8 protein-coding genes are annotated in these 12,884 nt (G+C 67.9%); 3 read left to right on the top strand and 5 right to left on the bottom strand.

Features of this window, described 5'->3' with window-relative positions:
* Positions 1-172 precede the first annotated feature (172 nt).
* Complete coding sequence (locus tag ABQF30_RS16680) at positions 173-1,285, top strand: acyltransferase family protein (protein WP_448465882.1); 1,113 nt, start codon at positions 173-175, stop codon at positions 1,283-1,285.
* Here ABQF30_RS16680 and ABQF30_RS16675 read toward each other — a convergent pair.
* The 3 genes from ABQF30_RS16675 to ABQF30_RS16665 form a co-directional block, all read right to left on the bottom strand.
* Positions 1,254-2,723: an AMP-binding protein gene (locus ABQF30_RS16675; RefSeq protein WP_448465664.1), complete on the bottom strand. Its 1,470-nt coding sequence runs from the start codon at positions 2,721-2,723 to the stop codon at positions 1,254-1,256. The genes ABQF30_RS16680 and ABQF30_RS16675 overlap by 32 nt on opposite strands.
* A gap of 1 nt (position 2,724) precedes the next feature.
* The gene (locus ABQF30_RS16670) at positions 2,725-3,702 is read right to left on the bottom strand and encodes a phosphotriesterase family protein (protein ID WP_448465662.1); all 978 of its coding nucleotides are present in this window, start codon (positions 3,700-3,702) and stop codon (positions 2,725-2,727) included.
* Between the two features lie 62 nt (positions 3,703-3,764).
* Positions 3,765-4,085, bottom strand: coding sequence for a GNAT family N-acetyltransferase (locus ABQF30_RS16665; protein WP_448465660.1), 321 nt, complete (start codon positions 4,083-4,085; stop codon positions 3,765-3,767).
* 72 nt (positions 4,086-4,157) lie between these two features.
* Here ABQF30_RS16665 and ABQF30_RS16660 point away from each other — a divergent pair, with 72 nt between their 5' ends.
* On the top strand, positions 4,158-5,753 hold the full coding sequence (locus ABQF30_RS16660) for an MFS transporter (protein WP_448465658.1): 1,596 nt from the start codon (positions 4,158-4,160) through the stop codon (positions 5,751-5,753).
* 52 nt (positions 5,754-5,805) lie between these two features.
* Positions 5,806-6,750, top strand: a complete 945-nt coding sequence (locus tag ABQF30_RS16655) for a R2-like ligand-binding oxidase (RefSeq protein WP_448465656.1) — start codon at positions 5,806-5,808, stop codon at positions 6,748-6,750.
* Positions 6,751-6,825: 75 nt separating this feature from the next.
* On the opposite strand, the gene ABQF30_RS16650 is transcribed toward ABQF30_RS16655, so the two are convergent.
* Positions 6,826-8,640, bottom strand: a complete 1,815-nt coding sequence (locus tag ABQF30_RS16650; protein WP_448465654.1) for an acyl-CoA dehydrogenase family protein — start codon at positions 8,638-8,640, stop codon at positions 6,826-6,828.
* A gap of 37 nt (positions 8,641-8,677) precedes the next feature.
* A complete protein-coding gene (locus ABQF30_RS16645) occupies positions 8,678-12,859 on the bottom strand; it encodes an alpha-(1->3)-arabinofuranosyltransferase domain-containing protein (RefSeq protein WP_448465652.1) in 4,182 nt (1,393 codons plus the stop codon).
* Between the last annotated feature and the right edge of the window lie 25 nt (positions 12,860-12,884).

Below are 12,884 nucleotides of genomic sequence, written 5' to 3'. Positions count from 1 at the left end.
ACCCGTTCGACCCTAACAGCACTATTTAAGGCCATCACTTACTACGACGGCACCCGCCGGGGGCGTTAACCCGCAGTTGGCGTGGTCGCGGCGGCCCGGCACACTGGTCGCCGTGGCCACCGGAGAAACCGAGGTCGGCGGGACACGCAGTTTCCTGCCGGCGGTCGAAGGGATGCGCGCCTGTGCGGCTATGGGCGTGGTGCTCACGCATGTCGCGTTCCAGACCGGGCACACCGGGGGAGTCACCGGCAGGATCTTCGGCCGGTTCGACCTTGCGGTCGCGGTGTTCTTCGCGTTGTCAGGTTTTCTGCTGTGGCGCGGCCACGCCGCCGCCGCCCGTGGACTGCGCCCGCGTCCCCCGACGGGGCATTATCTGAGGTCGCGGGTGGTGCGCATCATGCCCGGCTACGTGGTGGCGGTCGTGCTGATCCTATTGCTGCTGCCGGAGGCCAAGGCCGATCTGACGGTGTGGCTGGCCAACTTGAGCCTCACCCAGATCTACGTGCCGCTGACCCTGACGGCCGGGCTCACGCAGATGTGGAGCCTGTCGGTGGAGGTCACCTTCTATCTGGCGCTGCCGCTGCTGGCGCTGCTGGCCCGCCGATTGCCGGTGCGGGCCCGCATCGGCGTCATCATCGCGGTGGCCGCGCTCAGCCTGGCGTGGGTGCGCATCCCGTTCGACGGCAGCACGGGGCTCAACCCGTGGAACTGGCCGCCGGCGTTCTTCTCCTGGTTCGCCGCGGGCATGGTGCTGGCCGAACTCACCGTCAGCCCGGTCGGCTGGATGCACCGACTGGCCCGGAAGCGTGTGCTGATGGCCGTCATCGCTGCGGTGGCGTTCGGGATCGCCGCCTCGCCGTTGGCAGGGCTTGAGGGGTTGCATCCCGGTTCGGTCGGGCAGGTGACGTTGAAGACGGCGATGGGTGCGGTGGTGGCAGGTGCGCTGCTGGCGCCGCTGGTGCTCGACCGTCCCGGCACCGGTCACCGGATCCTTGGCAGCCCGGCGATGGTGACTCTGGGGCGTTGGTCCTACGGGCTGTTCGTCTGGCATCTGGCCGCCCTGGCGATGGTGTTCCCGATGCTTGGTGAGTTCATGTTCAACGGCCGGATGCTTGTGGTCCTGGTGCTGACGACGATTTTCGGGTTCGCGCTCGCGGCGGTGAGCTACGCGCTCGTGGAGTCGCCGTGCCGGGAGGCGTTGCGCAGGTGGGAGTACCGCCGCCAGCGCCCGGTGCCGCCGCTGGACAGCTCGATTACCCCGGAGCCCGAGCCGATCGCGCGATGACGGCGTCGCGCACCGCGGAGCGCCGGGCCTTGCCCGCGTCATCCCGCAACGGGGTGTCGACGAACTCCACCGTGCTGGGCACCTTGTAGCTCGAAAGCGATTCGCCGAGAAAGTCCTTGACCGTTTCGGGGTCCAGGCCCGAACCGTCGGTCTTCTGCACCAGCGCGTATGGCACTTGGCCCAGATCCTCGTGCGGCACACCGACGACCAGGCAAGACAGGATGTCCGGGTGAGCCGACAGCGCGGCTTCGATCTCGGCCGGGTAAACGTTGCGGCCGCCGACGGTGAACATGTCGACGCGCCGGTCATTGAGATACAAGAACCCGTCGTTGTCGAAGTAGCCCAGATCGCCGAGGGAATCCCAGCCGTCACGGCTTTTCGCCGTCGTGCCGACGTAGCGGTACGTCGGCGCGCTGTCTGGCCCCGGCCGCATGTAGATCTCGCCGGTCACCCCGGGCGGGCACTCGCGGCCGTCGTCGTCGAGCACCTTCATCTCCCCGGCCACCACGACGCCGACCGAACCGGGGTGGCCGAGCCACTGCTCGCCCGAGATGAACGTCAGCGCCTGAAGTTCGGTGCCGCCGTAGAGTTCCCACACCACCTCCGGCCCGAGCAGGTCGATCCACGCCTGTTTGACCGCGGGCGGGCACGGCGCGCCGACGTGCCACAACCGCCGAATCGAGGACAGGTCATAGGAACCCGGGTCAGCCCGATAGACAGGCAGCAGTCGCTGCATGATCGTGGGCACGGTGGTCAGGAAGGAGACCCTGTGCTCGGTCACCAGGCGCAGGAACTCGGCCGGCTCGAACCTCGGCATCAGGACCAGATGCTGGCCCATCAGCAGCGCGATCGCGAAGGTGGTGAAGCCGGTGTTGTGGCTCATCGGCACCGACATCAGCGTGACGTCGTCGTCCTGGGCGCCCAGCGGTGCCCCGATCAGGGCGGGTACCCGGCTGTCACCGCCCGCCTCGATCAGCTTGGGGCGCCCGGTGCTGCCGCCCGAGGCCATGGACTTCCAGGTCGGCGACACCGCTTCCGGCAGCGGCTTGTCCGACAGGTCGGGGTCCGGCGTGAAACCGGCAGGCACCCAAGGGGTTTCCCCGGCGTCGCGACCGACGACGAGCGCGCGCGGCCGCAAGCCGAGTATCCCGGCGAACTCCGCCTCGGGCAGCCTGGGGGACAGCGGCTGTGGAACCGCACCGAGTTTCCACGTGGCCAGCGTGGCCTGCACCCATTCGATCGAGTTCGGCACGCTGATCGTCACGTAATCGCCTTGTCCGACGCCCAATTCGGCGTAGGCGCGGGCCAGCCGGTTGGTCGAGCGGTCGAGTTCGGCGCGGGTGATGGTGTACCCGTCGCACGTCACCGCTGGCCGGTCGGGATCGGTCGCGGCCAGCTGCGCTACCTGGGTGCCGATGGGCGGGACCGACGCAGGCACGTCAGTACCCGCCCTTGCGGTCGAAGATCCGGCGCGGATTGTCGACGAGCATCGTGGTGATCTGATCGTCGGTGACTCCGCGCTGTGTGAGCGCGGGGATCACGTCGTTGTGGATGTGCAGGTAGTTGCTGTTGGGCAGTGCCGCGGTGGTCAACTCGTCGGGCAGCGCATCGAAGTAGCACCAGGTGTCGTGCGAGAGCACCATCTTCTCGGCGTGGCCGCGTTCGCACATGGTGGCGACGGTGTTGACCCGGTCCTCGAACGGCAGGAACACGTCGATGCCGAACCGGTCCATGCCGATGTAGGAACCGTTTGCGATCAACTCCTCCAGGTAGCCGATGTCAGTGGTGTCGCCGCAGTGGCCGATCACGACGCGGGAGAGGTCGACGCCCTCCTCGGCGAAGATGCGCTGCTGCTCGAGCCCGCGGCGGGACGCGGCGTGGGTATGGGTGGAGATCGGCACACCGGTCTGGCGGTGTGCCTGCGCGACGGCGCGGAGTACCCGCTCCACACCGGGTGTCACGCCTGGTTCATCGGTGGCGCACTTGAGGATTGCGGCTTTGATCCCGGTGTCGGCGATGCCCTTCTCGATGTCGCGGACGAACATCTCGGCCATCGGGTCCGGCCCGTCCATTGCGGTGCCGGGGCCGCGGAAGTGGAACGTCATCGGGATGTCGTTGTAGGTGTACAGGCCGGTCGCGACGACGATGTTGAGGTCGGTCGCCTCGGCGATCCGCGCGATGCGGGGGATGTAGCGGCCGAGGCCGATCACCGTGAGGTCGACGATGGTGTCCACGCCGCGGGCCTTCAGTTCGTTGAGGCGCGCGATCGCATCGGTTTCCCTGGTGGCCTCGTCGCCCCAGGACTCCGGATAGTTTTGGGTGAGCTCGGTCGACATCATGAACACGTGCTCGTGCATGAGCGTGACACCGAGATCAGCTGTGTCGATGGGTCCGCGGGCAGTGTTGACGGTCGGCATCCCGCCGATCGTAGGGCGCTCCGAATGGTCAGGTGCCGGAATCCGCTCGGAGCCAGACGGCCCTAACCTTGAGCGGATTCGACAGCGGCCAGGGCAGCGGGGGTGACGGGGTCGAGCGCGTCGTCGAAATCGTGGTGCCGTTGGACGTACTTGGCGATATAGGGGCACACCGGGACGATGCGCTTGCCTGCCGCCTGCGTGTCGGCCATGGCCTCCGAGACCAGGGTGGCTGCCAGGCCCTGGCCTTCGAATTTGTCGTCGACTTCGGTGTGGTAGAGGATGCGCTGATTGTCGGAGTCGACGTAGGCGACCAGGCCGGCGTGTTCGCCGTCGACGGTGATCTCGTAGTGGCGGGCCTCGGGGATGTTGCGAACTTCAGCCATGGCTCTCACTATGCCGCAGTCGAGCATGCGGGCTGGCAGCATCAGTGGGGGATCCGACTGGGGGGGTGGCGTATGACTGCTTCGGCACCGGGCACAACCTCGATGTGGGCGCCGCTGGCCTCCCCGATCTACCGCGCGTTGTGGATCGCGCAGTTCGTCTCCAACCTGGGCACGTGGATGCAGACAGTGGGCGCGCAATGGATGCTCGTCGGCGATCCCCGCGCCGAGATCCTCGTTCCGCTGGTGCAGACCGCGACCACATTGCCCGTGATGATGCTGGCATTGCCGTCCGGTGTGCTCGCGGATCTGGTGGACCGGCGTCGACTGCTCATCGCCACCCAGGGAGCCATGGCCGCGGGTGTGGCCACTCTCGCGTCGCTGAGCGGCGCGGGTCTCGCGACCCCCACGGTGCTGCTGATGCTGCTGTTCCTGATCGGCTGCGGGCAGGCGCTCACCGCACCGGCGTGGCAGGCGATCCAGCCGGACATCGTTCCCCGCGAACAGATTGCGGCCGCCGCAGCGCTGGGCAGCATGAGCATGAACGGGGCACGGGCCATCGGGCCCGCAATCGCGGGAGCGCTGGTTTCGCTGTCCGGCCCGACGCTGGTCTTCGCGCTCAACGCGGTGTCGTTCATCGGCATCGTGGCGGTACTGGTGATGTGGCGGCGCCCCGCCGCCGAGCAGCTGCTGCCCGCCGAACGGCCGCTGGCCGCACTGAGCGCCGGTGGACGGTTCATCCGTAGTTCCCCGATCATTCGGCGGATCCTGCTGCGAACGGCGCTGTTCATCGTGCCCGGCAGCGCCCTGTGGGGGCTGCTCGCAGTCATCGCTAAGGATCAGCTGGGGCTGTCCTCGTCCGGATATGGGCTGATGCTGGGCGCGCTCGGTGTCGGGGCGGTGTTCGGCGCCTTCGCGTTGTCGCGGCTGCAGTCGGTGTTCGAGCAGAACGCCTTGCTGATCATCGCCGCGGTCGGCTTCGCGGCCGCCACCGTCATCCTGGCGTTGGTTCATCACGAGGGCGTGGTGCTCGTTGCCCTGGTGTTAGGCGGCATGGCATGGCTTCTGGCGCTCTCCACGCTCAATGCCTCGATGCAGCTCAGCCTGCCCGCCTGGGTGCGGGCCCGTGGTCTGTCGGTCTATCAGTTGGTCTTCATGGGCGGGCAGGCCATCGGCTCGGTGGCGTGGGGATTGCTTGCCGGCGCCGCCGGGAGCGTCGCGGCCCTGTTGGTCAGTGCGGGCCTGATGGCGGCGTGCGCACTGTCGGCGCTCTGGTGGCCACTGCACGCGAGCACCGGGAATCTCGACGTCACGCCGTCGGCGCACTGGCCCGAACCGGCGTTGGTCTTCGAACCGGAGCCGCCGGACGGCCCGGTAGTCGTGCTCACGTCGTACCGGGTCGACCCGCAGGACGAAACCGAGTTCTTCGCTGCCATGGCCGCGCTGGGCCGATCACGGCAACGCACCGGCGCGACGCAGTGGCAGCTTTTCCGCAGCGGAGAACAGGCCGCCACGTTCGTAGAGGCGTTCGTCGTGCGCTCGTGGGATGAGCATCTGCGCCAACACCACACCCGGCTCACCGGCCACGATCTGCTCGTCGAACAGGCCGTCGAGCGATATATCGAAGGTGAGCCGACATCGCAGCATCTGATCGCTGTGAAAGAGCATTAATGTGAGGGGTATCACGGACGTAGGGGATTTCCGATCTGAGGAGGTCGATCCCATGACTCGGACACGTTTCGACTCGCTCAGCGCAGGTGGCCTCAACTGGAACAGCCTGCCGTTGAAGCTGTTCGCCGGCGGTAACGCGAAGTTCTGGAACCCGGCCGACATCGATTTCTCGCGGGACCGGGCGGATTGGGAGTCGCTTACGGAGCGGGAGCGCGAGTACGCGACCCGGTTGTGTGCCGAGTTCATCGCCGGTGAGGAAGCGGTCACCAAGGACATCCAGCCGTTCATGGCTGCGATGCGGGCCGAGGGACGCCTGGGCGACGAGATGTACTTGACCCAGTTCGCATTCGAGGAGGCCAAACACACCCAGGTGTTTCGGTTGTGGCTGGACGCTGTCGGGGTCACCGACGATCTGCACAGCCTTCTCGACGAGCTCCCGGCCTACCGGCAGATCTTCTGTGATGAGTTGCCCGAAGCGTTGACCGCGTTGACGACGGACCCGTCGCCTGCGGCTCAGGTCCGCGCGTCGGTGGTGTACAACCACGTGGTGGAGGGCATGCTCGCGCTGACGGGATACTATGCGTGGCACAAGATCTGCGTGGAGCGCGGCATTCTTCCCGGCATGCAGGAGCTGGTGCGCCGTATCGGTGACGACGAGCGACGGCACATGGCCTGGGGCACCTTCACCTGCCGGCGGCACGTCGCCGCCGACGACGCCAATTGGACGGTGTTCGAAACCCGCATGACCGAACTCATCCCGCTGGCGCTGCGTCTCACCGAGGAAGGTTTCGCGCTGTATGCGCCCGACATTCCCTTCGGGCTGCAGGAGGACGAGTTCTTGAACTACTCCAGCGACAAGGGGATGCGACGGTTCGGCACGATCAGCAGCGCCCGCGGACGTCCGCTCGCCGAGATCGATGTCGACTACGCGCCGCTGCAGCTGGAGGACACGTTCGCCGACGAGGACCAGCGGGCGTTGGCCGCCAGCTCGATCTAGTCGGCCTGATGGGCGCGCTGTGGTGTCGGCGATTCCCTCCGCCGCCGGCACCACAGCCTGACTTCTCGTGCGGCGCTAGGCGGGCGTGAACGCGCCCGCCGCCATGTCATCGAAGCGTTCGATGGCTTCGTCGTCTTCGGCGTCGATACCGCGCAGCGGGCCACGATCGGCGAGATAGCGCTGTGCGTACAGTCGTGCGATGAGCGCCTTGCGGTCGGATCCGTACTGGGCCGCTTCCCAAGCGGCCTGCTCGGTGAGCAATGCGCCCGCGTAGACGTCGGCCATGAACTGTGCCAACGGAAACAGGCGCGCCTCTGACACCGCTCCATCCAGTTTTGTCCATGCGGTGATCGCCGCGTCGAGATCCTCGACACGGCGGGCCACCAGTTGTGCTGTCTCGTCCGGCTCGGATACCGATACCGCGTCACGCATCCGTGCCAACAGCGGCTCGTGTGCCTGAATCTTCTCGATCCCTCGCCGCACGTCCAGGCACAGAATGTTGTCCGGGCCCTCCCAGACGGTGTTCACCTGCGCATCGCGCAGCAGCCTTGCCACCGGCCAGGTTTCGATATAGCCGTTGCCGCCGTGGATTTCGATCGCGTCCGACGCCATCGCGATGCCGAGCCGCGCGACCTTGAGCTTGATCACCGGCACCGCGATGCGCTGTCGAATACGTTGCGGCTGACGGTGATTCGGGTAACCAGTTCCATCGAACACCAACGCCTGAGCCGCTTCGACGTCGACGATCATCTCGGCCAGTTTGCGCCGCATCAACGGCTTGTCGATCAACGCATCGCGGAATGCCTGCCTCCGCTGCGAGTAGCACAACGATTCGACCAGCGCGCGCCGGGAAGCACCTAGTGCGAAGAGCGCGGTTCCCAGCCGCGCCGAATTGGTCAACTCCATCATCCGGCCCAGGCCCTTGCCGTCCGAAGGCCCGGCGTCGCCGCGTGGCTCGCCGGACAGCAGGAAGGCCTCGGCATCGACGAACTCCACCTCCCCGGAGGCCACCGACCGGGTTCCGAGTTTGTCCTTCAGCCGCCGCACCCGGATGCCGTTGCGGGAACCGTCGCGCCGCGTCCGTAGCACCAGAAATATTGCGACACCGCGCGAAGAGTCCGGCGCTCCAACGGGTTTGGCCAACACGACGAACACTTCGCCGTCGCAGTTCGACGCAAACCATTTGAACCCGTTGAGCAACCAAGCGTCGCCGTCTTGCGTCGCGGTAGTCTCCAGCGCGCCGAGATCCGAACCGCCCGATCGCTCGGTGAACATCTGGGCCGTCTCGCCCTCCCATTCACCCGAGGCGAACTTGCCCAGGACGTGATCGCGCACGTCGGGCGGCGCATAGGCGGCCACTTGGGATTTGACCATTCCGCTGCCGGTGCCCAGCGCACATCCCATCCCGATGTCGGCCTGGTTCATCAGGTAGTTCGACGCGAACAACATCAACGATGATTTGAAGCCGGCCTCACGCGCCGCCGTCGCCAACCGCAGGTGCGAATCCAGGATTGCCCGCTTGGACTCCACGAACGACCTCGGCTGCACGACACGGCTGACGTCGTGTCCCCATCGGTCATAGCGCTCGAGGCGCGCGGGATTGCGATCGGTCTCCTCGGCCCACCGCGCAACCGGACCACCCATGAGTTCGCCTGCCCGCAACAGGTGCGGCTCGGCGAAAGCCAACTCATCGGGCTGCAGGTAGTACGCCATGGTCGACTGCAGCGTGGGGTCGGTCGTGTACCAGTTGAGACCGACGGCGCCTTGATAGTTCTCTGTGCGGTAGCGCTCGGTTTTCTCCGGCGTCGTGAACGGCAGGTGGTCCACGGCCTCCGCAGCGTAGGACGTCGACGGCGGGACCGTGTCCGGCGATTCTTCGTGAGCCGTCATGGGGATGCCCCTTTCGCGCTACCGAGCCTCCACCGTATTACTCTTTCGCGCGAGGTGTGGGCACCACCGAGGCCGCCACGAACGCCAACCCGATCAGCGCGAGCAGCTGCACTCCCGGGGAGTGCCCGACATAACCGTCGACCGACCGCCACGGATTCTGGCTGAGCACCGCCCCCGCCATGATGAGGCCGCCCGCCGCCGCACCGACAGTGACCTTCTCGCACCAGGTTTCACGATTCCGCAAGAGGTACCGCGCCCCGATCGCCGCACCGACGACGATCACGCCGGCCAGTCCGGAGATGGCTGCGCCGACCACCAGCACCGCAGTGCCCGTGAGCACCGGTCCGGACTGCCACGGGCGCGCGGCATCGGTGGATGACGGGCGACGGGCGGGCAGCAGGGCCAGCAACGCCAGCAGTGGCAACAGCGCCAGGCCGCCGACGAGCCCGATGCGGTACGGCGTATTCAGGGGGAACGACAAGGTCACGGTGCCTTCGGTGCCCGCCGGGATCACCCAGCCTTGTTGCCAGCCGTTCACGGTCACCCGGTTCAACCGGTTACCGGCAGCGTCGCTGGCGATCCAACCCGGGTTCACGCTTTCCGGCACCACCAGGATCTGTTGCGCTTCTGCCGCGGCAACGGTCACCTCCCGGTGGTCCGGACCCCACGTTGCGGTGTCTACGGAAGTCGTTGTGGCCGTCGGAAACTGAGCCTCGGGGGTGGACAACGCGACGCCGTCGACGATGAATGCCGCTCCCGGGCTGATCAGCAACTCCTGCTGCCCGGCAGGCAGCGCGACCGGTTCGGTGCGGCACGGCTGAGCGGGGATCGGGTCACCGTCGAGCAGCGCGGCCACCGTCGTCTTCACCGAAGTCTGGATGAACTGTCCGGCGACGCCGATGATCGGGCCCTGCCCACACGGAAGCGACACCGTCCGTTTGCGATTGGCTGCGGCGTCGGCGGCGCCGATCGGACCGCCACGCTCGTCGAGCACGGTGATCTCGGCCAGGCCGGGTGGCTTGAGCTGATCGAATCCCAGTGAGGTGCGGTCGATGATGTCGTTCCAGTCCAGCAAGGAGACGGTGATCGTGTCGGTCACAAGCGGTTTGAGCTTCACCGTCTGAGGTTCGCCGCTGCCCGGCAATTCGTGCATCTGCGGTCCGTCACCGAGATCGATGGCCACCAGCTTCGGATGCGCAGGCGGTTCTGTCGAGCCGGGAACGATGCGCAGCGCACCGACCTCGGTGGGGGCGGGCAGTTTCAGCGTCAGGGTGGGCGGCGACTTGAACTGCACGACGCGCTGCGCCGCGGTCCAGGATGTCCGCGGATCACCGTCGGTGGCCGCGAACGCCGAACCCAGAACGTCGATCGGGTCGGAGTCGCCGAAGGCCCTGGTGGTGTTCGGCTGGGCAACCAGATCCGCAAGCTTGGGGCCCTGCCGCGGGCGGATCCACACCGTCGGGCGCACTTCAGTGGCCTGCGGCACCGTCAGCGTGCGGCTCAGGTTAACCGGTTCTTCGGAGGCCAACGCCATCGCGGCCGCGCACCGCACGCCCACCGGGCTTTCAGCACACCCCGGCCTGCCCAGTAACTCGGTGCCCAGATCCCATTGCGCGACATCCGAACCCGCAGGTGGCGCGGGAACCTCGACGGTGTGTCGCAGGTTGACCGGATGGGCGAAGCCCGACGCGTCGTACTGGGTGATCGCGAGGTCCGTGACACCGAACTGAACCCCTCCTGAGCCGTCGTCGGTGGCGACCGCGGTGACTCGCACCCAGGGCGTCTCGCCGACCGGTAGCGCCACGGTCAACGGCTTGCCCGCGGCTTCGAACCGCAGGCTGCTGGTCCCGGTCGCGGTGGCGATCTCGATGCGCCGCACCTGGGCGCCGACGGCGGTCGCGCTGGGTGTGATGGTCAGCGTGGCGTTGGTGACCGGATGGTCGAAATCGACCTGCAGCCACTGTCCGACGGCGGACTGCAGGGCGTTGGACACCCACGCCGTCGAGCTGTCGCTGTCGATCGCCGCGGGCGGCCCGGTGGCGGGCGCGACGTTGGGCAGCGCCGTGGAGTCCGCCGCCGAACTCGACACCGACAACCGCCCGCCGGTCCACTTGCCGTAGACCGGTGCCGCCCCACCCGCGGGATAGTCGGGCACCCGGTTGTGGGTGTGGCGGGCGTCGTCGGGGGTGCGGATCGCCGACGCGTGATCGTCGACGCGCCCGTAGTCGATTTCGCGGGCCATCGGGGTATCGGTCACCACCACTTGATCGACCGGCAATCCGGCACGCTCGGCGTCGCTGGTGAGCAGCATCGGCCCCAACGGAGGTTGCCCGGACAGTCTGCGGCGCTCGTCGAGGCGCAGCAGCGCCTCCGGCGCGCCTGCCACGCGGGTCATCGCGTCGGCGTCCACCAGATACGGTTTCGCCGCCGCGGTGGCGCCCTCGACGCGGTAGATCTGCACCGCTGGATAGCGGGGCCGCAGGCCGCTGTCGGCGACGAAGCCCTCGAGAGTTCCGGCCCCGACCGGATCGCCGAACTCGGCGACTTTGGTGAGCCCGCCGGAACCTTCGATGGCCCGGTGTACCAGGATCGGACGGGCTGACCGGGACCCGTCCGGATCCAGGTCATTGCGCACGACCACGTACGAAATACCTTGCCGGGCAAGGGTATCGGCGAGCCCGGCGGACGGGCGGCCGGCCGCGAACAAGCGCTGCACCGAGTCAAGGGCGCGGATGGTCTCCGGCGGGGTCAGCGGGATCGAGTCGCGCACCCCCCACGGGTTGTCGCCGAGCACCTGCAGCGGTTCGTCGTGGCTGTTACCCCACACCTGGGTGGCGAACGGAGCACCGGGTGCCACCAGCACCCTGCCGCGTTCGGGGCCGCTTCCCGGGTCGCTGCGCTCCTGCCCGCCGGTGTTGTGTTCGTCCAGCCAGTCGGCCGCGTCGTGCCAGTACTGCGGGATCGCGCTGAACGCCCCGGGCGGGGTGAGCCGGGCGGTCCAGGCGATCGAGGTGCCTGCCGCGAGCGCCGCCAGCACCACGACGGCCACCGCCACCCGCTTGTCCCGCTCGGGATGGGCGAAGGCGCGCAGCCACACCGGTCGCGGTGCGCTGCCCGGCAACGGGACCCGGCCCAGGAGATGGACCAGCCCGAGCGCCAACGGCAGCCGGATCACCGGCTCCAGCTTGGCCAGATTGCGCAGCGGGGTGCCCGTGTCGTCCAGGAACGCCTGCACCTGCAACGCGACCGGCGAACCCAGGCCCCCGGAATAGCCAAGGGCCAGCAACACGACGCCGATCAACAACATGGTGATCAGCCGGCCCCGCGCCGGCATGGACCGCAGCGCCAGCCCGGCCAGCCCGGCCGCGGCCACCAGCGTGGTGGCCAGCACCGCCATCGTGCTCGTCACCAGCGAGGCGGCCGCGGTGGCGCTGGGCGCCACGAACGGCGTCCAACTGTCGGTGCCGCGCAGCATCTCGGTGAGCGACATCCACTGTGTGGTGACACCCGAGGATTCGATGAAGTCCAGGAACGGCGGGCTGATCCGGCCCAGCATCACCAGGGCCACCACCCACCACGTGATGGCCAGCACCGCACAACCCGCCCACCACGCGGTGAACCGCCACCAAAGCCGATTGGGCCGGTGGCAGGCCCACCAGATGAGCGCGGCCAGGCACCCGGTCAGCGTCGCAACCGCGTTCACGGCACCCATCAGGGCGACGGCCCCCGCCGAGCGGGCGGCCATCAGCCGCACATTGTGTCCCCCGCGAAGCGCCAGGATGACCGGCAGCAGCACCCACGGCGCGAGCATCATCGGCAGCGTCTCCGACGAGATCGCGCCGAGCGTGGTCAGCACGCGCGGCGACAACGTGAACGCGAGCGCGCCGATGACGCGAGAGGTGGTGCTGCCGATGCCCAGCGCTTCCGCTACCCGCAGCACGCCCCAGAAGCCGACGGTCAGCAGCAGCGCCCACCACAGTCGCTGGGTCACCCAGCCCGGAACGCCGAGCAGGTCGCCGGCCAGAAAGAACGTGCCATGGGGAAAGAGATAGCCGTAGGCCTGATTCTGGGCCTGCCCGAACGGCAGGTCGCTGTTCCACAGGCTGAACGCGCGGGCCAGAAACCGCAGTGGGTTCGCGGTGAGGTCAAGCTTGGTGTCGGGCGAGATCTGTCCGGGCGACTGGGCGAAAGTCAGGAACAGTGTCGCCGCGGCAACCACCCACAACCACCGCCGCGACAGCGGC

Source organism: Mycolicibacterium sp. XJ870 (genome assembly GCF_053483975.1).
Note: the sequence above shows the minus strand (reverse complement) of the source record. Positions and strands in the feature narration are given on the sequence as shown.

Bases quoted from the DNA above. Each gene is read 5' to 3' on its own strand.
- ABQF30_RS16680 (WP_448465882.1), top strand. From the start codon at position 173: ATGCGCGCCTGTGCGGCTATGGGCGTGGTGCTCACGCATGTCGCGTTC.
- ABQF30_RS16670 (WP_448465662.1), bottom strand. From the start codon at position 3,702: ATGCCGACCGTCAACACTGCCCGCGGACCCATCGACACAGCTGATCTC.
- ABQF30_RS16665 (WP_448465660.1), bottom strand. From the start codon at position 4,085: ATGGCTGAAGTTCGCAACATCCCCGAGGCCCGCCACTACGAGATCACC.
- ABQF30_RS16660 (WP_448465658.1), top strand. From the start codon at position 4,158: ATGACTGCTTCGGCACCGGGCACAACCTCGATGTGGGCGCCGCTGGCC.
- ABQF30_RS16655 (WP_448465656.1), top strand. From the start codon at position 5,806: ATGACTCGGACACGTTTCGACTCGCTCAGCGCAGGTGGCCTCAACTGG.
- ABQF30_RS16650 (WP_448465654.1), bottom strand. From the start codon at position 8,640: ATGACGGCTCACGAAGAATCGCCGGACACGGTCCCGCCGTCGACGTCC.